The 22,764-nt window shown below is 66.3% G+C and carries 18 protein-coding genes; 10 read left to right on the top strand and 8 right to left on the bottom strand.

The features are described 5' to 3' along the window. The first annotated feature begins 41 nt into the window (after positions 1–41). Complete coding sequence (locus O3932_RS01100; RefSeq protein WP_371535600.1) at positions 42–584, top strand: DedA family protein; 543 nt, start codon at positions 42–44, stop codon at positions 582–584. Here O3932_RS01100 and O3932_RS01095 read toward each other — a convergent pair. Together O3932_RS01095 and recO are read right to left on the bottom strand one after the other, a co-directional pair. Continuing rightward, positions 581–1,405, bottom strand: coding sequence for an isoprenyl transferase (locus O3932_RS01095; RefSeq protein ID WP_009647501.1), 825 nt, complete (start codon positions 1,403–1,405; stop codon positions 581–583). The genes O3932_RS01100 and O3932_RS01095 overlap by 4 nt on opposite strands. Beyond that, positions 1,402–2,139 (bottom strand): DNA repair protein RecO, encoded by a 738-nt coding sequence (recO, locus tag O3932_RS01090; RefSeq protein ID WP_371535671.1) that lies wholly within the window; start codon positions 2,137–2,139, stop codon positions 1,402–1,404. The genes O3932_RS01095 and recO overlap by 4 nt, the downstream gene beginning before the upstream one ends. A gap of 241 nt (positions 2,140–2,380) precedes the next feature. Between recO and O3932_RS01085 the strand changes: the two genes are divergently transcribed. Continuing rightward, positions 2,381–2,920: a TetR/AcrR family transcriptional regulator gene (locus O3932_RS01085; protein WP_371535597.1), complete on the top strand. Its 540-nt coding sequence runs from the start codon at positions 2,381–2,383 to the stop codon at positions 2,918–2,920. 1,289 nt (positions 2,921–4,209) lie between these two features. Further along, positions 4,210–4,794, top strand: coding sequence for a TetR/AcrR family transcriptional regulator C-terminal domain-containing protein (locus tag O3932_RS01080; RefSeq protein ID WP_371535594.1), 585 nt, complete (start codon positions 4,210–4,212; stop codon positions 4,792–4,794). Positions 4,795–4,856: 62 nt separating this feature from the next. Here O3932_RS01080 and leuA read toward each other — a convergent pair whose 3' ends face one another. Further along, positions 4,857–6,611: a 2-isopropylmalate synthase gene (gene leuA, locus O3932_RS01075; RefSeq protein ID WP_314570275.1), complete on the bottom strand. Its 1,755-nt coding sequence runs from the start codon at positions 6,609–6,611 to the stop codon at positions 4,857–4,859. Positions 6,612–6,826: 215 nt separating this feature from the next. Here leuA and O3932_RS01070 point away from each other — a divergent pair, with 215 nt between their 5' ends. The 5 genes from O3932_RS01070 to O3932_RS01050 all read left to right on the top strand — a co-directional run bounded on the left by O3932_RS01070 (position 6,827) and on the right by O3932_RS01050 (position 12,581). Then, on the top strand, positions 6,827–8,488 hold the full coding sequence (locus tag O3932_RS01070) for an L-lactate permease (RefSeq protein ID WP_371535592.1): 1,662 nt from the start codon (positions 6,827–6,829) through the stop codon (positions 8,486–8,488). A gap of 147 nt (positions 8,489–8,635) precedes the next feature. Further along, positions 8,636–9,190 carry a hypothetical protein gene (locus O3932_RS01065; protein WP_009647400.1) on the top strand — a complete coding sequence of 185 codons (555 nt, stop codon included), beginning with the start codon at positions 8,636–8,638 and terminating at the stop codon, positions 9,188–9,190. Between the two features lie 311 nt (positions 9,191–9,501). Further along, positions 9,502–10,299: a (Fe-S)-binding protein gene (locus O3932_RS01060; RefSeq protein WP_371535589.1), complete on the top strand. Its 798-nt coding sequence runs from the start codon at positions 9,502–9,504 to the stop codon at positions 10,297–10,299. Between the two features lies 1 nt (position 10,300). Beyond that, positions 10,301–11,905, top strand: coding sequence for a LutB/LldF family L-lactate oxidation iron-sulfur protein (locus O3932_RS01055; protein WP_296504843.1), 1,605 nt, complete (start codon positions 10,301–10,303; stop codon positions 11,903–11,905). Position 11,906: 1 nt separating this feature from the next. Continuing rightward, on the top strand, positions 11,907–12,581 hold the full coding sequence (locus O3932_RS01050; protein WP_296504845.1) for an LUD domain-containing protein: 675 nt from the start codon (positions 11,907–11,909) through the stop codon (positions 12,579–12,581). 673 nt (positions 12,582–13,254) lie between these two features. On the opposite strand, the gene O3932_RS01045 is transcribed toward O3932_RS01050, so the two are convergent. The 5 genes from O3932_RS01045 to O3932_RS01025 are packed head-to-tail and all read right to left on the bottom strand — an operon-like array spanning position 13,255 to position 19,857. Beyond that, positions 13,255–15,720, bottom strand: coding sequence for an excinuclease ABC subunit UvrA (locus O3932_RS01045; protein WP_371535586.1), 2,466 nt, complete (start codon positions 15,718–15,720; stop codon positions 13,255–13,257). Between the two features lies 1 nt (position 15,721). Continuing rightward, positions 15,722–17,002 carry a GTPase Era gene (gene era, locus O3932_RS01040; RefSeq protein ID WP_371535583.1) on the bottom strand — a complete coding sequence of 427 codons (1,281 nt, stop codon included), beginning with the start codon at positions 17,000–17,002 and terminating at the stop codon, positions 15,722–15,724. A gap of 1 nt (position 17,003) precedes the next feature. Beyond that, complete coding sequence (locus O3932_RS01035; protein WP_371535580.1) at positions 17,004–18,362, bottom strand: hemolysin family protein; 1,359 nt, start codon at positions 18,360–18,362, stop codon at positions 17,004–17,006. After that, positions 18,359–18,808 carry an rRNA maturation RNase YbeY gene (gene ybeY, locus O3932_RS01030; RefSeq protein ID WP_296504857.1) on the bottom strand — a complete coding sequence of 150 codons (450 nt, stop codon included), beginning with the start codon at positions 18,806–18,808 and terminating at the stop codon, positions 18,359–18,361. The genes O3932_RS01035 and ybeY overlap by 4 nt, the downstream gene beginning before the upstream one ends. Next, positions 18,805–19,857 (bottom strand): PhoH family protein, encoded by a 1,053-nt coding sequence (locus O3932_RS01025; RefSeq protein WP_009648899.1) that lies wholly within the window; start codon positions 19,855–19,857, stop codon positions 18,805–18,807. The genes ybeY and O3932_RS01025 overlap by 4 nt, the downstream gene beginning before the upstream one ends. 67 nt (positions 19,858–19,924) lie before the next feature. Here O3932_RS01025 and O3932_RS01020 point away from each other — a divergent pair, with 67 nt between their 5' ends. Both O3932_RS01020 and hrpB read left to right on the top strand, forming a co-directional pair. After that, positions 19,925–20,047, top strand: a complete 123-nt coding sequence (locus O3932_RS01020; RefSeq protein WP_009648903.1) for a hypothetical protein — start codon at positions 19,925–19,927, stop codon at positions 20,045–20,047. A 41-nt stretch (positions 20,048–20,088) separates the two neighbouring features. Then, positions 20,089–22,722: an ATP-dependent helicase HrpB gene (gene hrpB, locus O3932_RS01015; protein ID WP_371535576.1), complete on the top strand. Its 2,634-nt coding sequence runs from the start codon at positions 20,089–20,091 to the stop codon at positions 22,720–22,722. The last annotated feature ends 42 nt before the right edge of the window (positions 22,723–22,764 follow it).

Here is a 22,764-nt window from a genome sequence, read left to right as displayed (position 1 = left end):
TAGGATAACCTACGTTTTATTACGTATCCGATGGAGGGTTTGTGCACACCGCAGGAATCGACAACATGGTCCCGGAATTCGCCCGCGAGGGGATCTTCCTCTTCGTCTTTCTGTTCGGGGTCGTTTTCTTCCGCGCGCAGTCAACCTACTGGCTCGCGCGCGGCGTCGCCTCCGGCGCGATGCGCGCCTCCGGACGCACCGGATTCCTGGGGGCCATGGCCCGCTGGTTTGACGGCCCGGTTCCCCGCAAGGGCGCGGCCATGCTCGACAAGTGGGGCATTATCGCGATCCCTCTGTGCTTTCTGACGGTCGGCATCCAGACGGCGGTAAACGCGGGCGCTGGCCTGGTGCGCATGCGCTGGAGCACCTACACGTTCGCGATGATCCCCGGGTGCGTTCTGTGGGCGCTGCTCTACGGCCTCGGCATGCTTGCGGTGTTCGCCGCGGCGATCCGAGCGATTGCCGGATCCCCGTGGGGGTGGGCCGGCCTGGCGTTCATTATCGGTCTCATCACCGCCAAGGTCGTGTGGGGCCGCCGTAAGCGCACCGCCGTCGACCGTTCATTGGCCGAGGACCGCAACTAAGACTGCACAACGTGGTCAATCGCCCCGCCGAAGCGGCGATCACGCCCCGCGAACTCCTCCAGGCAGCCCCACAGCTCCTCGCGATCGAATGCGGGCCAGGGAGTATCGACGAACATCATCTCCGCGTAGGCCATCTGCCACAGCAGATAGTTGGACAGGCGCTGCTCCCCCGACGTGCGGATCATGAGGTCCACATCGGGGACGTCGGGCAGGTACAGGTGGCGCGCGAAGGTCTTTTCATTGACGCCGCGCGGACTCAGGCGTCCCGCAGCCACGCCCTCGGCGATGGATCGCGCGGCGTCGGCCAGCTCGGCGCGCCCACCGTAGTTGACGCACATGATCAGGTCCAGAGTCTTGCAATGAGCGGTCGCTCGGTCAGCCTTTTCCAATGCCTTGATCACGCTGGTCCACAGGCGCGGGCGACGTCCGCTCCAGCGCACGTGCACGCCCCACTGCGCCAGCTGGTCGGTGCGCCGTGCGAGTACGTCGGAGGCGTAGTTCATGATGAAGGAGACCTCGGCGGGCGATCGCTTCCAATTCTCTGTCGAGAAGGTGTAGACGCTCAGGTAGCGCACGCCCGCGTCGATTGCGCCGGCGATGGTGTCCATAAGCGCATACTCTCCCGCCCGGTGACCCTCGGTGCGGGTCAGGCCGCGCGAGTTCGCCCAGCGCCCGTTTCCGTCCATGATGAGGGCGACATGTGCGGGGACTTCGCCGCGCCCGAAGGAGGGTGCATTCACGTGCCACTGGCCGGGTCCCAGCAGGGGTGCCGTGGGATCGCTGGGGGCGCGGTCCATGGGGGTGGGGCGATGGGTGGTCATTGGTGACTCCTGTCGATAACGGTCAGCGAGCGCAGGCGCCTCTCGAGATGCCATTGAGTATAGGAGGAGATGAGGCCCGAGGCCTCGGTGCGCGCGTATGCCTCGCAGCGGTCCGCGCGCACCCAGTCGCCGCTGAGGAGTTGGCCGAGGAGTGCGACGGTGTCGGGTGCCGGGGAGGATGCGCCGGGCGGACGACAGGTGTCGCAGATGGTACCGCCGTCGGGGATCGAGAACGACCCGTGCGGCCCCTGCGCGCCGCAGACAGCGCAGTCGAAGCAGGACGGCGCCCAGCCCGCCAGGGCGAGGGCTCGCAGCGTGTAGGAGGTACGGACGAGAGTGGGGTCGTGCCGGCCTCGGGCGAGCGCGTTGAGGGCACCGAGGAGCAGCAGGTATTGGGAGTGGGTGCTGTCTTGCGCGTCGGCGGTCAGCCGCTGCGCGGTTTCGACGACGACGGTTGCCGCCAGGTAGAGGTCGTAGTCGGCGGCGATGGCGTCGCCGTATTGGGCGATGGAGGTGACCTGGGTGAGGGTGTCGAGGGTGCACCCGATGTAGAGCTGGGCGTCGATGACGGAGAAGGGTTCGACGCGCGCACCGAACTTCGAGGTCGTCTTGCGTACGCCCTTGGCGACGGCGCGGACTTGACCGTGTTCGGCAGTGAGCAGGGTGATGATGCGGTCGGCTTCGCCCAGTTTGTGGGTGCGCAGGACGATCGCCTCGTCTCGATAGGACTTCATCACGGACACATTGTGTCACGGGTACGAGGCCGGGGTTGCCTCGCGCTCGGGGCGTCGCGACCAGCGAAATTCGTTGTGAAGTGTGGTGTAAGAATCACCGACAAGTCTATCTGTGGGCGTTGTCAACAAAGTATGAGAAACTGACAGCGTGGTCGGTCTAACACCTTGAAGGTAGTTTTCGAGTAGATAGTTTTCTCGTAAGTGGTATGGTTTACTCGTAACCGTCGAAGGAAGGAAAGATATGGCTCCCCCGATTGATGCCCGTGAAAAGCTTGGTACTGCGCTGCGTCAGGCACTGACGCAAATGCCGCTGTCAAAGATCTCTGTCAGCGCACTGACACGCGCTGCGGGGGTCACCCGTCAAGCCTTCTACTACCACTTCAGCTCGCTTAACGACCTCAATTCCTGGGTTTTCCGCGAGGAGGTCACAGCCCGCCTGACCACCGGTTCGGGAGAATGGCTCGACGCCATCGAGACGACGATGCTGTGGATGCATGAACATCGTGACGAAACCGCCTCCGCAATGAAGACCATCGAGCCGAATGACCTGTGGGCCTTCTTTGCCTCACACATCCAGGAACTCATCGAGTCTCGCCTGCCCGGTACGGCCACGGCCACCGCGCGCGACGTCGTCGCCCAGCACTTCGCCCTGGCAACCACCGCCCACATCGCCCAGTGGATGCTCTCCGGCCTAGAGGTCAATCCCTCACTGGCGATCGCTCGCATGCGCGTCCTCATGACCGACCAAACCACCCCGGCTCTGGCGCGCCTGGCACAGTAACGCGGACCTCCCACCAACCGCGCGAAGGTGCACAGCTTGCCCCACCCCGGCCTCGTCCACATCGACGAGGCCGGGGTTTTAGAGCAATAGGACACTACATATTGCTGGAAGGGTGACTTTTCAACCTCGCCAGTACAGAAAAGTCGACGCCGTCGTCGGTTGCAATTGTCTCGTCTATGCACATACTGCATCGCGAGCGTGCGCGGCTGCCCCACGATCCGTCACGGATTGGCCGCATGCGACAACGACTCAGGCTCCCTCGCATCCCGCACGCGGACCACCTGTCCCGCACGCGGGCCGCCTATTCCGCATGTGGGCGGGGTTGCCCAGGCTCGGAATAGCGGGTCCACGTGCGGATGAGAAGGCCCAGGCTCCGCATAGCGGGTTCGCGCACGATGCGGCGAGCCTGGTGTAGGGCTACCTCCTCCTGCACGCGGTCTGCCTGTTCCGCACATCAACCGGCTATCCCACACGCGGGCCGCCTGTTCCGTACGCGGGCGGCATTGCCCAGGCTCGGAATAGCGGGTCCACGTGCGGACAAGAAGGCCCAGGCTCCGCATAGCGGGTTCGCGCGCGATGCGGCGAGCCTGGTGTAGGGCCACCTCCTCCTGCACGCGGTCCGCCTGTTCCGCACATCAACCGGCTATCCCACACGCGGGCCGCCTGTTCCGTACGCGGGCGGTATTACCCAGGCTCGGAATAGCGGGTCCACGTGCGGACGAGAAGGCCCAGGCTCCGCATAGCGGGTTCGCACGCGATGCGGCGAGCCTGGTGTAGGGCTACCTCCTCCTGCACGCGGTCTGCCTGTTCCGCACATCAACCGGCTATCCCGCACGTGGGCCGCCTGTTCCGCATGTGGGCGGGGTTGCCCAGGCTCGGAATAGCGGGTCCACGTGCGGATGAGAAGGCCACACCAAGGGACACAAGGGACCCACCCCAGCAACACAACATGTCCTATCACCCGGATTCTTTCTACACACCTCCCCCACACCCCCTGTGACGACAACCCCTGCACCATAACCTGACCAGGCAACCAAGGAAGGGGCACAACAACGACCCCACACACCACGCATGACACAGCGACAAAGCTTTACTACAATGCCAAATGTAACTTCTTGATTACGGTCAGAACATGGTGTCAAGACACAAAATATGCGGCGTATTCACGTGTAAGAGAGGACACGCTACCCAAACAGGCAACTGTGTCTAGGCGCGGTATCTAGCGGTTCCGCATTCTGACATGTACAGTCCGCACGTAACCTCTCTTTTACCGCTGACGAGGACTTCTGATGCCCCATCCTGATGCCAAAACGGCACTCGCGCGCGCCTTACGCGACGCGCTGACAACCACACCCCTGTCTAAGGTGACAGTCTCCGGTCTCACGCGCGCCGCCGGCGTGACCCGTCAGGCCTTTTACTATCATTTTTCCGACATTCGCGACCTGACCGTGTGGGTCTTTAAGCGCGAGGTCGGCAACCAGGTCGCCACCCACTCCACCTACGACGAATGGTCCGACGGACTGCTCGCCGTGCTCGTGTGGATGCAGTCCCACCCGGAGGAGACCCGCTCGGTCCTCTCCTCGCTCGGCATGGAGGAATTCCAGATCTTCCTCTACAAGCAGCTGCACTCCGTCATGGAACCCATCGTTGACGAGCTGAGCCAAGACCTGCGAGTCACCGAGGGCGACCGCGTGTTCATCGCCGACCACTTCACGCTCTGCGTGCTCGGACACGTCAGCCAGTGGCTGGCTTCCGGCATGAGTTCCGACCCCTATATCCTCACGGAGAGGATCTCCCGCATCCTCGACGGCCAGGTACTGCACGCGCTCACCATATTCGCGCAGAAGCCGACCATGACCTCGGCACGCGCCTGACGCGCAGCAAAACACCGGCCTCGCTCATTGGGACGAGGCCGGTGTTTCTTATGTCGATGCGCTCAGCGCAGGGCGCGGTTGACCGCCGAAATAACGGCCTTGTACGAGGCGCGCGTGATCGAGGAGTCGATACCGACACCCCACACGATCTGGCCATCCACGGCTGCCTCCACGTAGGCTGCGGCGCGCGCGTCGCGGCCCTGGCTCATCGCGTGCTCAGAGTAGTCGAGGATACGCACGTCCAGGTCGAACTCGTGCAGCGCCGAGACGAAGGCGTCGATCGGGCCCGTACCTACCGCTTGGACCTTCACGGACTCGCCACCGTCGATGAGCGTCGCATTGAGTTCGACGTGTTCGTCGTCGATAGAGGACACCTGCGAGGAACGCATCTCGAAACGGCCCCACGGCTCCAGGCCGGGAGCAGCGCTGGTGGGCAGGTACTCGTCCGCGAAGATCTTCCACAGCGTCGCCGCGTTGATCTCGCCGCCGTAGGTGTCCGTGTGACGCTGAACGATGCGGGAGAACTCCACCTGCAGGCGGCGCGGTAGCTCCAGGGAGTGCGCGGTCGACATGAGGTAGGCGACACCGCCCTTGCCGGACTGCGAATTCACGCGCACCACGGCCTCGTAGGAGCGGCCCACGTCGTGCGGGTCGATCGGCAGGTAGGGCAGCTCCCACACGACAGCGTTCTCGTCGCCGCCGGCCGCGTCGACCTTGGCCTTGCGGGCGGTGAAGCCCTTCTTAATCGCATCCTGGTGCGAACCGGAGAAGCTCGTATAAACGAGGTCGCCGACGTAGGGGGCACGCGGGGACGTCTCCATCTGCGTGCAGTACTCCACCGTGCGGCGGATAGCATCCACGTCCGAGAAGTCGATGCCCGGATCGATACCCTGGCTGAACAGGTTCAGGCCCAGCGTCAGCAGGTCGACGTTGCCGGTGCGCTCACCCTGGCCCAGCAGGCAACCCTCGATACGATCCGCGCCGGCCAGCAGCGCCAGCTCAGCCGTCGCCACGCCCGTGCCGCGGTCATTGTGCGGGTGCACGGACAGCGCCACGTACTCGCGGCGGCTCAGGTTACGGCTCATCCACTCGATCTGGTCGGCGAAGACATTCGGCGTTGCGCGCTCGACCGTGGAGGGCAGGTTCAGGACGATCTCGCGCCCCTCGCCCGGCTCCCAGACGTCCATGACGGACTCGCACACCTCGAGCGCGAAATCCAGCTCCGTGTCGACAAAAATCTCCGGAGAGTACTCGAAGCCAAAAATCGTCTCGTCCCCCAGGCGCTTCTCAGCCTGCGCAATAATCTCGCGCGCACCGGACTGAGCGAGCTCAACCGTCTGCGCCTTATCAGCGTGGAAGACGACCTCGCGGAACACGGGAGCCGTCGCATTGTAGAGGTGCACGGTCGCGCGCGGGAAGCCGACCATGGCCTCGACCGTGCGTTCGATCAGCTCGGGGCGAGACTGCGTGAGCACCGAGATCGTCACATCCTCGGGCACCGCGTCGTCCTCGATCAGGGAGCGCACGAAGTCGTAGTCGGTCTGTGAGGCCGCGGGGAAACCGATCTCGATCTCCTTGTAGCCCAGCTTGATGAGCAGGTCGAACATGCGACGCTTGCGAGCCGGGTCCATCGGCTCGATGAGGGCCTGGTTGCCGTCGCGCAGGTCGGTAGACATCCAGCGCGGCGCCTTCGTGATGCGCTTGGAGGGCCACTGGCGATCCGGCAGGTTGATCGGATTCGTATCCAGGAACGCGCGGTACTTGCCAATAGGCATGCGCGAGCCGGTGGGAACGGGAACGTCAGATGTAGTCTTCACACTTCGTAGTCTATCGACGCTCCTGGTCACGTGAGAGAGGGCTGCGCATACTGGACGTGAGATGCGGCGCGACGATCCGACGACGCATCACCCGGACACGTCGGATGCGTCAAGGACCAACGGCCTGAAAATCCGCGCCAACATTCGTCAATCGCGCCATTCATATGTCATGATAAATAGGTCCAATGTCCCACACAACGACGCGCGGAGCAGTCATGACCCCCCTGTTGTTAGCCCAATCCTTTACCCCCTCGACGACGTCCGTCGCGGGCAACGTCTTCCTGACGGCCATCGTCGGCCTTCTCCCCCTCGTCCTCTTCTTCGTCCTCATGGGCGTGTTCAAGGTCGCCACCCACTGGTGCGCGATCATCTCGCTCGTCACGTCCCTCGTCATCGCGGTCCTCGCGTTCAAGATGCCCATCGGCATGGCGCTCCTGGCCGGTACGCAGGGCGCAGCCATGGGCTTCATGCCCATCATCTACATCATCATCGCGGCCGTGTGGCTCTACAACCTCACGGAAAAGTCGGGCCGATCATCCGATCTCAAGGCCGTGTTCAACACGATCGGTCGCGGCGACCAGCGCGCCCAGGCACTCCTCGTCGCCTGGTGCTTCTGCGGCCTGCTCGAGGGCCTGGCTGGCTTCGGCGCGCCCGTGGCCATCACCTGCGCCATGCTCGTGACCTTGGGTGTCCCGAAGATCAAGGCAGCCGTCGTCACCGTCGTCGGCAACGCCATCAACGTCGGCTTCGGCGCTATGGCCATCCCCACGACGACCGCCGGCAAGCTCGGTGGCGCTGAACCCGTCATCGTCGCAGGCGACATGGGCCACCTGACCTGGATCTTCTGTCTGTTCATCCCGTTCCTGATGCTGTTCATCCTGGACGGCGGGCGCGGCGTGCGCCAGCTCTGGCCCCTCGCCCTCGTCGCGGGTGCCGCAGCCGGCGTCGGCCACTTCTTCACTCCTTCCGTTTCCTACGAGCTGACCGCGGTCGTCGCCTCGCTCCTCGGCTTCGCCGCCTGCTACGTCTTCCTCCTCTTCTGGGGTCCCACGACCCCCGGGGAATTCGCCACGACGACCGACGAATCCGACAAGCCCACCGGGTCGCGCATCGGCCTGGCCCTGCTGCCCTACGTCCTCGTCGTCGTCATCATTGCGATCACGAAGCTGGCCAAGCCCGTCGCTGCTTTCTTCTCCTCCACGGATGTCAAGATCCACTGGCCCGGCGTCTACGGCAACCTGCTGACCGCCGACGGCACCCCCTCAAGCGCCGCGATCTACTCGCTGTCGATCCTGTCCAACCCCGGCACCTGGATCTTCGTCACCGGCATCATCGTCGCCATCGTGTACGGCACGAACTCCTCGAACGGTCGCTTCCAGACCTCCGTGGGTGAGATGTTCACGGTCCTGCCGCGCACCATCTACTCGCTGCGCATGGCGATCCTGACCATCGCCTCCGTCATGGCGCTGGCCTTCGTCATGAACTTCTCAGGCCAGACCACCTCCATCGGTGCCGCCCTGGCGACGACGGGTGCCGCCTTCGCGTTCCTCTCCCCCATCCTGGGCTGGATCGGCACCGCCGTCGCAGGCTCCGCGACCTCGGCGGGCGCGCTCTTCGCGAACCTCCAGTCGACCGCCGCTGCGGGTGCGGGCCTCGACCCGTCCATCCTTCTGGCCGCCAACACCATCGGCGGTGGCATCGGCAAGATCGTGTCCCCGCAGAACCTGGCGATTGCCGCTACCTCCGTCGATTCGGAGGGCTCGGACGCGGAGATCCTCAAGAAGGCCGCTCCGTACTCGATTGGCCTGCTCCTGGTGCTGTGCGTCCTGGTGTTCGTCGCCTCCCAGGGGTGGCTGGGTTCCTACATGCCGCACTAATTCCCGTCATTGTGTGCGGTGGGGTCCGGTAGACGCGCGTCTGCCGGGCCCCACCCTATTTGCGTGCACGTTGCGCGCCCTTGTAGCCTCGACGCACTGAATGCCGCAACGACGCCCGTCGCGTCCCTCCGTCAGGAAGGCCCTCCGATGAAGATTCCCCTCCGCCTGCTTGCCACGCTCGCAGCAGTCGCAGCTCTCACCACCGCCTGCAACCCCTTCGGCTCAACATCCTCACGTGAGCGCCTCCCCGGGGATCCCCGCTTCGCGGAATTCACCTACAAGACCGACGGGGAGATCACGGTCCAAGAGCGAACCGATTCCTTTAACGTACGCATGCCCACCCTGGGCGCGACCGAGGGGCACGTCGCGGCGGCCAACTTCCCCGAGGGACGCGGGCTGCCTTCCCCCGACCACCACTTCTGGGTGACCGGCGTCGCGACCGTCCCCGCCGACACTATCCAGATGCTCACGGACAGCGCAGACGGGAACAACTCCCTCCTGCCCGGCATCTACCCGGGTCTCTACCAGTACGTGCCGCAGGACTGCCACTTCTACACGGTCCCCTCCGATCACGCGAACGACGTCCTCAACACACAGGCGAACGATATCTACTCCGACTGGGGGTCGTTCACCATCACCAACTTCGCGGCATCTACCGACTGCCACCTCATCATCGTCACCGGCGAGGGCACCACCGGCTGACCGAGCCACGCCCACGATTGCCTGCCCCGGCCTCGTCCATGAACCCTCCATGAACGAGGCCGTGGTTGCTGCGTGTGAGCACGCGACGAGAGAGAAACGATAAACGCAAGATCGCCTTGCTCTAAGTCGGGTCCCATAGGTCCTAGATGACCCGTTCGGAGGCAGTTTTCAACAGATTATTTATCCCGACTTTTCCGCACGTTTCCGCCACTTCTACAGGTAAGTTAGCGGCGACCCCACAGAATTGTTCTCCCGGGACCTCAGACCCAGTCATACTAATGGGCGACAGCACCCACGAGGAAGGATCCCCAGTGCGAATCGCTCTCTTTTCCACTTGCCTGGCAGACGTCATGTTCCCCCAGGCCGCCCAGGCGACAGTAACGCTGCTCGAGCGCCTCGGCCACGAAGTCGTCTTCCCTGAAGGCCAGGTGTGCTGTGGACAGATGCACGCCAACACCGGCTACTTCGAAGACGCAGCCAAGATCACCCGCAACCACGTCAAGGCCTTCGAGCCCGTGCTCGACGGCGAGTGGGACGCCATCGTCGTCCCCTCCGGCTCCTGCACCGGTGCAGTGCGCCACGAGCAGAAGGTCGTCGCCGAGCACGTGGGTGACCACGAACTGGCCAAGCAGTCCCAGCGCATCGCCGCGCACACCTACGACCTGACCGAACTCCTCACCGACGTTCTCGGCCTGGAGGATGTGGGCGCCTACTTCCCCCACACCGTCACCTACCACCCGACCTGCCACTCGCTGCGTATCGCCAAGGTCGGCGATCGCCCCTACCGCCTCCTGCACGCCGTCGAGGGCCTGACCCTCGTCGACCTGCCCGACGCCGAGGTCTGCTGCGGTTTCGGTGGCACCTTCGCCATGAAGAACTCCGAGACCTCCACCTCCATGCTCGCGGACAAGGTCACCAACGTCATGTCCACGCGCGCCGAAGTCCTCGTCATGGGCGACTACTCCTGCCTCATGCACGTCGGCGGCGGCCTCTCCCGCCTCAACTCCGGCATCCGCCCCATGCACCTCGCCGAAATCCTGGCATCCACCAAGGACCAGCCCTTCGAGGGCAACATCTCCTTCGCACCCGAAAGCGCACAGGTGATCTGACATGACCGCAACGTTCATCGGAATGCCCTCCGCCCCCGACTCCCACACCGGCGGCTGGCGCACCACCGTCACCATCCCCGAGGACACCCTCCGCTGGGGTCCCTCCTTCCCCGAGGGTGCCCACAAGACGCTGGCCAACACGCAGATGCGCCGCAACCTGGGCCACGCCACCCGCACGATCCGCTCCAAGCGCGCCCAGCGCGTCGCGGAAATGCCGGACTGGGAGAAGCTGCGCAGCGCCGCCGAGGCCGTCAAGTTCGAGGTCGCTTCGCGCATGCCCGAGCTGCTCGAGGAGTTCGAGCGCAACGTGACCGCCCGCGGCGGCATCGTCCACTGGGCGCGCGACAAGCACGAGGCCAACCGCATCGTCGCGGACATCATCAAGTCCAAGGGCGTCACCGAGGTCGTCAAGGTCAAGTCCATGGCCACCCAGGAGACCAACCTCAACGAGTACCTGAAGGACCAGGGCATCAGCGCTCGCGAGACCGACCTCGCCGAGATGATCGTCCAGCTGGCCGACGACATGCCCAGCCACATCGTGGTCCCCGCCATCCACCGCAACCGCTCCGAGGTCCGCGGTATCTTCCTGGATCGCATGGAAGACGCGCCCCGCGACCTCTCCGACGACCCGACCGAACTGACGGCCGCCGCCCGCGCCCACCTGCGTAAGAAGTTCCTGCACGCCAAGGTCGCCGTGTCCGGCACCAACATGGGTATCGCGGAAACCGGCACCGTCTCCATCTTCGAGTCCGAGGGCAACGGCCGCATGTGCCTGACCCTACCCGACACGCTCATCACCCTGATGGGCATCGAGAAGCTGGTCCCCCGCTTCCAGGACGTGGAGATCTTCTCCCAGCTGCTCCCCCGCTCCGCGACCGGCGAGCGCATGAACCCCTACACCTCCATGTGGACGGGCGTCACCCCCGGCGATGGCCCGCAGGAGTTCCACCTGATCCTCATGGATAACGGCCGCACCAAGGTCCTCACCGACCCGATCGGCCGCCAGGCCCTCGCCTGCATCCGCTGCGGCTCGTGCATGAACATCTGCCCGGTCTACCAGCACACCTCCGGCCACGCCTACGGCTCCGTCTACCCGGGCCCCATCGGCGCGATCCTCACCCCGCAGCTCACCCAGGGCCTCGCCGAGGACGATCCGGTGCACACCCTGCCTTTCGCCTCCTCCCTGTGTGGCGCGTGTGGCGAGGTCTGCCCCGTCAAGATCGACATCCCGACGATCCTCATCCACATGCGAGCGCGCACGGTTGATGTCAAGCGCAACCTCGTGCCCGACGTGTGGGACCTCGCGCTGGGCGTTGCCACGCCCGTCATGTCGAACTCGACGCTGTGGAAGATGGCTGGAACCGGCACGAAGGCCACCCGCCTGTTCGCCAAGAAGGGTGCCATCGGCGCGCTGCCGTTCCCGGCCTCGCTGTGGACGCGCGCACGCGACCTGCCGGTCGCCCCGAAGGAGACCTTCCGTCAGTGGTGGAAGCGCACCCACAAGGACTCCGACGCCAACGCGCCGCGCACGGACCGCCCCGCTACGGGACTCCCGCTCGCTTCCGAACACGGCATGACCACCAACACGACCCCGAAGGAGGCGTGACATGAGCACCACCACCATGGACGCAAAAACCGCGATCCTGGCTCGCGCACGCGACGCCATCTCCCGTTCCCAGCAGGGCCGTCCCGTGCGCCCGATCCCCCGCGACTACATCCGTTCCACCGAGCACGCGCCCGGTTCGCAGGCCGTCATCGACGAAATGATCGAAAAGCTTGAGGACTACTCGGCAAAGGTCGTCGTGGTCTCCAAGGAGTCCGAGGTCGCCGACGCGATCTCGACCTTCCTGGCCGACCAGAAGGCCACCTCCGTCGTCGTGCCGACCGGGCTGGACGAGACCTTCAAGAAGGCCGCCGCCCGCGACGGCCGCACGGTCCGTGAGGATAGCCGCGAGCAGGCCATCCCGACGCTGGAACTGGACGAGATCGACGCGGTCGTCACGCGCTGCCGCGTTGCCATCTCTATCTCCGGCACCATCGTTCTCGACGGAGAGCCCGATCAGGGTCGACGCGCGATCACGCTCGTGCCCGACACCCACGTCGTCGTCCTCAAGGCCGCCGACATCGTTCCCACGGTCCCCCAGGCGGTGGACATCCTCGGCAAGAACCCGACGCGTCCCATGACCTGGATCGCCGGCGGTTCGGCGACCTCGGACATCGAGCTGGTCCGTGTCAACGGCGTGCACGGCCCCCGCTTCCTGCGAGTCGTCATCGTCAAGTGATCTGATCACGGTACAGCGGTGCCCGGCTGCCATTGCGCAGCCGGGCGCTGCGTTATGCCTTCTTCGTGAGCTGTTCTGTCCAGGGGCATGGCAGCTCGGCCCTACGGGTGGCACCGTAAGCTCCTCAACGCGCAGCTGGATCCTACGGGTGGCACCGCAAACCACGACATCGCAGCTGAGCCCAACAGGTCGAAGCGTCCCGGGGATCACGGACAGTGTCGTGGGCCGACGTGCGCACACAGGAGTTCACCTGACGCGCTTCATCAACCATCAGTCGCATGCAATTCGGGTGCCCGAACTTTCTGCAGCACCTCAAAACATTGCAATTTCAACGATACGATTTCAATGTTTGAAATGTTCACACGGGAATTGCATGCAACATTTCTGAGGACCACAACACGAGGCCGCAAAGAACCCCCAGCAGAAGGCAACTCCCAGAAGCCACCCACATCCCCGGCAACCGCCACAACTGCCAGAAGCACGGGGGCGCTGCACCCGATCAGGGGCACTACACCCGATCAGGGGCACTACACCCGATCAGAAGAGGTGCATTGCCTACGGATCGGGTGCAGCGCCCCAACACACAAGAATAAACGCGGAACTGGCAAACCGAGTCACTCCTGGCCCACAACCAGACCGGGCACAGGGCGCCGAGCCGGTAATGATGACCCCGTCAGCGCAGGTAACGGCCCGTCACCGAGGCCTCGTTGGCCGCAATATCGCTCGGGGTGCCCTGTGCGACGATGCGACCGCCTTCTATGCCGCCGCCTGGACCCATGTCGATGACCCAGTCAGCGCAGCGGATCAAATCCAGGTCGTGCTCGATCACGAGGACCGTCGCTCCCCGCTCGATGAGGCGCTGGAGCACATCCAAGAGGACCTGCACGTCGTCCGGGTGCAAGCCGATGGTCGGCTCGTCGAAGACGAAGAGCGCGCCGTCCTGACGCCTCCCCATCTCCGAGGCCAGCTTGAGTCTCTGCGCCTCGCCACCGGACAGGGCAGGCGTGGCCTCGCCGAGCGTCAGATACCCCAGACCAAGGCCGGACAGCGTCTCGAGGAGCGCGCCCACTTTCTTCAGGCCGCGCACAGCAACCCGGGCCTCATCGACGCTCATCGCCAAAATATCGGGTAACGAGAGGCCATCGCGGCGAATCGATGCGGCCTGCGCGCCGTAGCGGCTTCCCCGGCACTCGGTGCACTCGATGTCTACGTCCGGCAGGAACTGCACGTCCAGGGTGATCTGCCCGGTCCCGTCGCATGTGGGACAGCGCAGCGAACCCGTGTTGTAGGAGAACGCGCCGGGCTTGAGCCCAGCCGCCTGTGCTTCCTCCGTGCGTGCGAACGCCCGGCGCAGCTCGTCCAGCACACAGGAATACGTGGCCACGGTCGAACGAACGTTGACACCGATGGGTGTCGCGTCGATCAGGTTGACGCGGGAGATCCCGGCGGCATCCACGTCGCGCACGTGCGCCGGCAGCGGGTCACCCGCCAGGCGCGCACGCAGTGCGGGAACCAGCGACTCCAGCACGAGCGTTGTCTTGCCCGAGCCGCTCACGCCCGTGACGGCCGTCAGAGAGCCAACGGGTATGTCCACGCTCAGGGACTGCACCGTGTGTATCTGCGAGGTTTCCAGGTGAAGCGCGCCGCGCCTGTCGACGTCCGCGCCCCGACCAGACTCCCCCACCACACGCTCAACCCGACGCAGCCCAGCCATGTACGGGCCGATGCGAGAAGCGGGGGCACGGGAGGCCTCGTCGATGGACCCCTGGAAGATGACGCGACCGCCGTCCGCGCCTGCACCCGGCCCGATTTCGATGAGGTGGTCGGCGGCCCCCAGAACGCGCGTATCGTGGTCGACGACGACAACGGAGTTCCCGTCGGCGATGAGCTGACGGATGATTACCAGGACACCGTCAACGTTGGCCGGGTGCAGGCCGATGGTCGGCTCGTCGAGGACGTAGAGGACCCCAGTCGTCTGGTTGCGCACGGCGCGGGCGAGCTGCACGCGCTGACGCTCGCCATTGGACAGCGTCGAGGAGGCGCGGTCGAGAGACAGATAGGACAGACCGAGTTCCACGAGGCGCTGCATCGGCTCGGTCATCTCATCAACAATGACGCGGGCCATGGGTGCCACTTCCTCCGGGACGAGGCCGGGGACGCGCTGGACCCACTCGCGCAGTTCCGTGAGGGTCAGGCGAGAGGCCTCGCCCAGATCCATGCCGTCAATCAGTGTGGAACGCACCCGCTCCCCCAGGCGCGTGCCGTCGCAAGCCGGGCACGTGCGGGTGATGAGGTACTTGTTGACGCGGGCAAGAGCCTTCTCGTCTTTCGCCTTCGACAGGGCGTTTTCGACCGTGGCGACCGCGTTGAAGTAGGTGAAGTCCAGCTCGGCACCGCCCGTCTTGGTGGCGACGACGATGTGGCGTTTTTCGGCGGGCCCCTCGTAGACGATTTCCTTTTCGGCGTCGGTCAGGTCCCGGAAGGGCACGTTCGTGCGCACGCCCATCTCGCGGGCGACGTCTTTCATGAGCTTCCACATGAGAGACCCCCACGGGGAGACGGCCCCCTCGTCGATGGTCAGGGACTCATCGGGCACGAGGGCGGCGCGGTTGACGACGCGCTGGACGCCCGTCCCCTCGCACACCGGGCACGCGCCGCCCGAGTTGAAGGCCATTTCCTCCGCGCCGAGCCCCCTAAAGGACTCCCCACACTGCGGGCACGTGAGAGGAACCTCCAGGGCGACATTACGCGAGGGAGGGACGCGGTGCCCGTTCGGACACAGGTAGGAGCCCGCGCGCGAGAACAGGAGGCGCAGATGGTTGAGGAGTTCCGTCGCCGTGCCGAAAGTGGAGCGCACGTCGGGCACGCCGGGGCGCTGGCGCAACGCGAGTGCGGCAGGTACGTGCGCCACCTCGTCCACCGAGGCCTTGGCTGCCTGGGAGATACGCCTGCGCGTGTAGGTCGCCAAGGACTCCAGGTAACGCCGTGAACCCTCCGCGTAGAGCGTGCCCAGGGCCAAGGAAGACTTGCCCGACCCGGATACGCCCGCGACCGCAACGAAGGCGTTCAGGGGAACGTCGACGTCCACGTTCTTCAGGTTGTGGACGCGGGCACCGCGCACGCGGATGACGCTGGGCACGTCAGAACCCGAGGCGACCCAGCATCTTCGGGTCGGACTGCCAGTCTTTCGCGGTGCGCACGTGCAGATCCAGGTAGACGCGGCGACCCAGCAGCTCCTCGATGTGGGCGCGGGCTTGTGTACCGATCTGCTTGAGGCGCGAGCCCTTGCGGCCGATGATGATGGCCTTTTGGGAGTCGCGCTCGACGTAGACGTTCACGTGAATGTCGAGCATGGGCGGGCGGTCGTCGCCCTCGCGGCGAGGTCGTTCGATGATCTCCTCGACCTGGACGGCCAGGGAGTGCGGCAGCTCGTCGCGCACGCCTTCGAGGGCGGCCTCGCGGATGAACTCGGCGATGAGGGTGTCGCGCGACTCGTCGGTAACGTCGCCCTCGGGGTAGAGCGGCGGAGACAGCGGCACAGTCTGCGCCAGCACCTCGCGCAGGTGGTCGATGCCCTTGCCCTCCACGGAGGAGACTGGGACGATGGCGGCCCACTCCCCCAGCTTTTCGATGGACAGCAGATGCTTCATGACGCGCTCACGCGGCACGGCGTCGCACTTGGTGGCCACCGCGATGATCGGGCGCTTGATGCCGCGCAGCTCGCGGGCGATGAACTGGTCGCCGGGGCCGATGCGCTGGTCGGCGGGCAGGCAGAAGAGCACGACGTCGACCTCGGACAGGGCCTCGCGCACCATGTCGTTGAGGCGCTTGCCCAGCAGCGTGCGCGGCCGGTGGTATCCGGGGGTATCCACGAGCACCAGCTGGTAGTTATCCCCGTGCACGATGCCGCGGATGTTGTGGCGCGTCGTTTCGGGGCGGCCCGAGGTGATCGCGATCTTGCGTCCGACCAGCGCGTTCGTCAGCGTCGACTTGCCGACGTTGGGGCGCCCGACGATCGACACGAAGCCGGCGCGGAAGTCCTCGGGGAAGTCCGGGATCTCGATGGTCGCGGCCGCGTCCTCGCGCAGGGACGCCAGCGAGGTCAGTGCCTCGAACGCGTCGAGGTCGGCGTCCTCCTCGTCCTCCAGGCCCTCGAGGTCGCCATAGTCCTCGTCCTCCTCAGAATCCTCAGAGCCGTCAGAATCCTCAAAATCTTCAGAGCCGTCAGAGTCCTCAGATTCCTCAGAGTCCGCATCGTCGCCGGACTCAGCCCCGGCCTCGTCCGAGGTTTCGCCGAGGCCGGCCTCGATCTGCGCGCGGGCGTCGGCTTCCGGATCGGCGGCGTCGGGTGCCACTTCGATGCGCGCGTCCCCGAAGGCGTTGGGGCCGGCCATGAGTTCGTCGTCGGAGGGGAATCGCATGTCAGTTGTCCTTGTCGTCGGCGGGGATAGGGTCAGTGATAAGCGGAGAGTCGGGGTCGAGGCGGCACAGGATCGTGGAGACTTGGCGGCGGCGTCCGCGCGCCTCTTCCGCCGTCATCATGACGCCGGCGAGGGTGCCGGTCGCGCCGGGCAGGGGAACCCGCCCAATCGCTTTAGCGAGGAGGCCGCCGACGGAGTCGACGTCCTCGTCTTCGATGTCGCGGCCGAGGAGTTCGCCCAGTTCGGAGATCGGGTAGCGTGCGGGCACGCGCCAGGTGCCCGGCTCTGTTTCCTCGGGTTCGATGGAGTGGCGGTCGTGTTCGTCGGTGAGTTCGCCGACGACCTCCTCGAGGATGTCTTCGAGGGTGACCAGGCCCGCGACGCCGCCGTATTCGTCGATGACGATGGCCATATGGAAGCGCTCGGCCTGCATTTGGCGCAGCATGTCGTCCGCGAGCTTCATTTCGACAGCGTACTCGGCGGGGCGCATCATTTGCTCGGCGCGCAGGTCTAGCTGGCCGCCATTCGCCTCCCAGCGGGAGACCAGGTCTTTGAAGAACAGGATGCCTCGGATGTCGTCCACGTCGTCGCCGACGACGGGAATGCGCGAGAATCCGGAGCGCACGAAGAGGCGCAGCGCGGAGGGCGCGGGCGTGTCGGCGTCGATGGTCACCATGTCGGTGCGCGGCACCATGACCTCGCGCACGAGCGTGTGTCCCAGGTCCAGGACAGATCGGACCATGTCGCGGTCCTCTTCCTCGAAGCTCTCGGGTTCGCCGACCTCGTCGACGATTTCGCGCAGGTCGGAGATCAGTTCGGCGCGTGCCTGCGCTTCGGTGGGTTCGGGGGCGGGGCGTGAGGAGCGTACGCGGGTCAGCAGCGGGTCCGCGACGTGGCTGAGGCACGCGAGGCGATCAGCCAGCCCGGTCCCGACCAACGCGATTCCTTCGGGGTTGCGCGCGCCCCACTGGGCGGGCAGGAAGGAGACGAAAATCAGCTGGATCACTGCGATGACGGACACCGCGATGAGGGCGACCGCCCACCAGGGCAGGCGTGTGTCCACCAGGACGATGGTGCCCGTGACGGCGTAGACGACCTGCCAGAAGGTACGGAAGGCGCGCAGCGACAGCAGGGTGCGCCGACGGTGATCGACGAGGCCGTAGAGGATGCGCGCGTTCCTGTGCTCTTCCTCGATGAGGTCTTCGACGCCAGCGAGGGTCAGGCGTTGGATGGCCTGCTCGACGCTCTGCGCGATGGATGCGAAGGCCAGGGCGATGACCGCCAGGATCAGGAGGGCCACGGAGGGCACGCCCATGATCGGCGAGGCCGGGGCCGCCTCCAGGGGGACGGTGAGGGTCATCGGGTGGCCAGGAAGGTCAGCAGGAGCTTGCGCTGGAGAGCAAACATGACCTCACGTTCGGCATCGGTCGCATGATCGTAGCCGAGGAGGTGCAGCATGCCATGCGTGGCCAGGAGCAGCATTTCTTCGGCGGCGCTGTGACCGGATTCTGCGGCCTGGCGGGAGGCAATCGCCGGGCAGATGCAGATGTCGCCGAGCATGCCGGGGGGCGTGGGGCGGTCGGCCGTGCCGGGGCGCAGCTCGTCCATGGGGAAGCTCATGACGTCGGTCGGGCCGGGCAGGTCGAGCCAGCGCACGTGCAGGTCTTCCATCGGCTCGGGGTCGATGAAGATGATGTTGACTTCCGCGTCGGAGCTGACGTGCATCTGGTCGAGCACGTAGTCTGCCAGGGCGGAAAACTCGGCTTCGTTGATCTCGTAGTCGGTCTCGTTGATGACCTCGGTCATGACGTGTACTCCCTGCGTGCGGTGTTGTGGCTGCGGGTGCGCGCGCGGCGCGCGGCGTTTCGATCGTCGTAGCGCTGGTAGGCGTCGATGATGGCACCGACCAGCTCGTGGCGCACGACGTCGGCGCTGGTCAAGCGGCAGAATTCGATGTCGTCGATGTCGCCCAGGATGTTTTCGACGACGGACAGGCCGGAGGTCTGGCTGCCCGGCAAGTCGACCTGCGAGGCGTCGCCCGTGACGACGACCTTGGAGCCGAAGCCCAGGCGCGTGAGGAACATTTTCATCTGGCCGACCGTCGTGTTTTGGGCTTCGTCCAGGATGATGAAGGAGTCGTTGAGGGTGCGGCCGCGCATGTAGGCCAGTGGCGCGACCTCGATGGTGCCGGCGGCCATGAGCTTGGGCAAGGCCTCGGGGTCGAGCATGTCGCCCAGGGCGTCGTAGAGGGGACGCAGGTAGGGGTCGATCTTGTCGGTGAGGGAGCCGGGCAGGAAGCCCAGGTTTTCCCCGGCCTCGACGGCGGGGCGGGTCAGGACGATGCGGCGCACCTCGCCGGAGAGGAGGCGGCGCACGGCCTGGGCCATAGCCAGGTAGGTTTTGCCCGTGCCCGCGGGGCCGATGCCGAAGACGACGGTGGCGCGGTCGATGGCGTCCGTGTATGCCTTCTGGCCGGGGGTCTTGGGGCGGATCGAGCGGCCGCGCGCGGAGAGGATCTCCTCTGTGGGGGCTTCGCCCGAGGTGAGACGTCCGAGCAGCCCGATGGCCTGTTCGACGGCGGTGGCGTCCAGGGCGGTGCCGCGTCGGGCCATGCCGATGAGTTCCTCGAGGAGTCCGGCGGCCACGTCGATGTCCGCCTGGGTGCCCGCGAGGGAGATGTCGCGCCCGGTCACGAGGAAGCGGACGTGCGGGAAGCCGCGTTCGAGGGCGCGCAGGACCTGGTCTGCGATGCCGAGGACCACAATCGGGTCCATGTCTGCGGGGATGGTGACGCGCCCCGTGGTGTGTGCGAGGGTGGCCGCCGCGAGCGTCGGCGCAGTGTTCTCCGTAGTCATACTGCTTCCAGTCTACTCTGCCGCCCCATCTTCCTCAGCCTCATCACCTTCGTATTAGCCTGTGTATATGAACAAACAGACCGTGCACGGAGAAGCTGTCAGCGAGGACCAGATTGACGCGTGGGTCGCAGAGGCAGAAGCAGGGTACGACGTTGAAATGCTGCGAAAAAACGGCAACTCCGCGCAATGAAAGCCCGTCAGCAGTATCACTCGCTTGTGAAATATTGAGCCATGACCACCCTCGAAGAACTTGTTTGCAACCCGCCGGAGCTACCGGTCACGCGCGCACTGGGCGATATCGCGGCGGCGACGCGGCCGGGCGGCTGCGCGGTGGTGACCGCTCCCCCGGGCACGGGTAAGACGACGCTGCTGCCGCCCGCTGTCGCGGTTGCGCTGGAGGGGCACGAGGCCTCGGCCGGGCGGGTGCTCGTCACCCAGCCGCGCCGGGTGGCCGCGCGAGCAGCGGCCCGCCGGATCGCCCGCTTGCTTGGTGAGGAGGTCGGCGGGCAGGTCGGCTATTCGGTGCGCGGGGATTCGAGGATCAGCGAGCGCACGCGCGTGGAGATGGTGACGCCGGGCGTGGCGTTGCGCCGCCTGCAGCGTGACCCGGAGCTGCCGGGCGTCGCGGGACTCGTCATCGACGAGTTCCACGAGCGCGACCTGGACACGGACCTGGCGCTGGCTTTCGCCTTGGATGCGCGTTCGGCGCTGCGCGAGGACCTGTTTATCGCTCTGACCTCGGCTACGCTGGAGGCTTCGCGCACGGTCTCTTGGCTGCGCGAGGCGACGGGCGCGGAACCCGCGCTCGTGGATATTCCGGGCGATATTTTTCCGCTGGAGCTGCGTTATGCTCCCCCACCACGCGGCGTCGAGGCCGTGGGCGCGCTCGGGAATGAGCGCGTGGGTGTGCGCCGCGAGTATCTGGAGCACGTGGCGCGCACGGTCGAGGACACGGTCGCTGCCACCGAGGGGTCGGTCCTGGTGTTCCTGCCGGGCGTCGGGGAGATCGAGGCCGTGCGCGGCGCGCTGAGCATCCCCGGCGTCGAGGTTCTGACGTTGCACGGCCAGCTCAGCGCCGCCGAGCAGGACCGCGCGCTCTCCCCCACCGATCAGCGCCGTGTGATCCTCTCCACCTCGATTGCTGAGTCGTCGCTGACGGTTCCGGGGGTGTCCGTCGTGGTCGATGCTGGCCTGGCTCGCGAGCCGCGCTTCGATGCGGGGCGCTCGTTGTCTTCGCTGGTGACGGTTCCCGCCTCGCTCGCTCGCTTGGAGCAGCGTGCGGGCCGCGCCGCGCGCACTGGGCCGGGCATCGCCGTTCGCGTCATGGACCCGGTGGACGTGGCGCGCAGGCCCGCCCAGTCCGCGCCGGGCATCGCCACGCAGGACCTGACGGACGCGCGCTTGCAGGTGGCCGCGTGGGGCACGCCGGTGGAGGACCTCGCCTTGCTCGACGCTCCACCCGCGGGCACGTGGCAGGCCGCCAGGGAGCGTTTGTCTTCCCTGGGTGCCATCGACGAGGCCGGGGCCGCGACCGCTCTGGGCCGCACGTTGGCGTCGCTGCCGTTGGACCCGCCCCTGGGCAGGGCCCTTCTGGCTGCGAGCGCTCTCCTGGGGGCGTCGAAGGCGGCGCGCTTCGTGGCCTTGTTGTCGGAGGATGTGCGCACGCCGGGTGCCGACCTGGGAGGCCTCGAGCGCCGACTTGGGCGCGGCGGGGACGTGGGAGTCGGCCGCGCCCAGGCGGCGCGCGTCAAGGAAACGGAGGCGCGCCTGAAACACCTGGCATCCAGGCTGGCAGACAGGAAGTTGGCGGGACTCGACCTGCCCGGCGCTGACGCGGCGCGCGGCAACGCTCGGGGTGCGGGCGACTCCCGCGCGAAGCGGCGGGGCGTGCGAACCCGCGAGGACGAGCTGGCCCTGACCTGCGCGCTCGCCTACCCGCAGTGGATCGCGCGGCGTCGCCCGGCCTCGTCCGCGTATATTCTGGCGGGCGGCGTGGGCGGCGAACTGCCCGACGGTTCTCCCCTGGAAACCCAGGAGTGGCTGGCTGTGGCCTCCATTGACCGCGCCCCGGCCTCGCGCCACGCACGCATCCTCGCCGCCGTCCCGCTGAGCGAGGAGGATGCTTTGGCGGCGGGTTCGGCTCTCCTGACCACCCGCACGGACGCATCGATTGAGAAAGGTATCTTGCGCGCGACGCGCACGCGCAGCCTCGGTGCGATCCCCTTGTCTTCCTCTCCCGCCCGCGCCCTGAGCGATGAGGAGGCGACCGCGCTGGTGGCGCAGCATCTGGCCTCCCGCGGACTCGGCGAACTCGGCTGGGGCAAGGAGGCCTCGTCCCTGAGGGAGCGCATGCGCGCGCTCCACAACGCGTTTGGCGAGCCGTGGCCGGACGTGTCGGACGAGGCCTTGGCGGGCAGCGCGCACCAGTGGCTGGCTCCGTGGGGGCGACGCCTCGCGTCGGGCACTCCCCTGTCTCAGGTGTCGATGCTGGACGTGCTGCGCTCGCTGCTGCCGTGGCCAGAGGCGGCGCGCCTGGACGAGCTGGCACCCGAGAAACTCCCGATTCCTTCCGGTGGGACGCGGCCGATTGACTGGAGCGGGGCGCACCCGGTGCTTACCCTGCGCGTGCAGCAAGCGTTCGGGTGGACGGACACGCCGCGTCTGCTGGACGGGCGCGTTCCCTTGGTCCTGCACCTGACAGACCCGGCGGGTCGGCCCGCGGCGGTCACCTCGGACCTGACGTCGTTTTGGGCGGGACCCTACCGGGACGTGCGCGCGCAGCTGCGCGGGCGCTACCCCAAGCACCCGTGGCCCGAGGACCCGCTGCACGCGGAGCCCACGAACCGGGCCAAGCGCCGGAACTAACGGAAAGTGCGCCCGGGCACGCGAAGCGTGACTCGGAGGCGG

Origin of the sequence: Pauljensenia sp. 20925_1_25 (assembly GCF_041433955.1) — a bacterium.
Lineage (GTDB): Bacteria > Actinomycetota > Actinomycetes > Actinomycetales > Actinomycetaceae > Pauljensenia.
Note: the sequence above shows the minus strand (reverse complement) of the source record. Positions and strands in the feature narration are given on the sequence as shown.

Coding starts and splice junctions, on each gene's coding strand:
- O3932_RS01095 (WP_009647501.1), bottom strand. CDS start 1,405: ATGACCACCCATCGCCCCACCCCCATGGACCGCGCCCCCAGCGATCCC.
- recO (WP_371535671.1), bottom strand. CDS start 2,139: ATGAAGTCCTATCGAGACGAGGCGATCGTCCTGCGCACCCACAAACTG.
- O3932_RS01085 (WP_371535597.1), top strand. CDS start 2,381: ATGGCTCCCCCGATTGATGCCCGTGAAAAGCTTGGTACTGCGCTGCGT.
- O3932_RS01080 (WP_371535594.1), top strand. CDS start 4,210: ATGCCCCATCCTGATGCCAAAACGGCACTCGCGCGCGCCTTACGCGAC.
- O3932_RS01070 (WP_371535592.1), top strand. CDS start 6,827: ATGACCCCCCTGTTGTTAGCCCAATCCTTTACCCCCTCGACGACGTCC.
- O3932_RS01065 (WP_009647400.1), top strand. CDS start 8,636: ATGAAGATTCCCCTCCGCCTGCTTGCCACGCTCGCAGCAGTCGCAGCT.
- O3932_RS01055 (WP_296504843.1), top strand. CDS start 10,301: ATGACCGCAACGTTCATCGGAATGCCCTCCGCCCCCGACTCCCACACC.
- O3932_RS01050 (WP_296504845.1), top strand. CDS start 11,907: ATGAGCACCACCACCATGGACGCAAAAACCGCGATCCTGGCTCGCGCA.
- era (WP_371535583.1), bottom strand. CDS start 17,002: ATGCGATTCCCCTCCGACGACGAACTCATGGCCGGCCCCAACGCCTTC.
- O3932_RS01035 (WP_371535580.1), bottom strand. CDS start 18,362: ATGACCCTCACCGTCCCCCTGGAGGCGGCCCCGGCCTCGCCGATCATG.
- ybeY (WP_296504857.1), bottom strand. CDS start 18,808: ATGACCGAGGTCATCAACGAGACCGACTACGAGATCAACGAAGCCGAG.
- O3932_RS01025 (WP_009648899.1), bottom strand. CDS start 19,857: ATGACTACGGAGAACACTGCGCCGACGCTCGCGGCGGCCACCCTCGCA.
- O3932_RS01020 (WP_009648903.1), top strand. CDS start 19,925: ATGAACAAACAGACCGTGCACGGAGAAGCTGTCAGCGAGGACCAGATT.
- hrpB (WP_371535576.1), top strand. CDS start 20,089: ATGACCACCCTCGAAGAACTTGTTTGCAACCCGCCGGAGCTACCGGTC.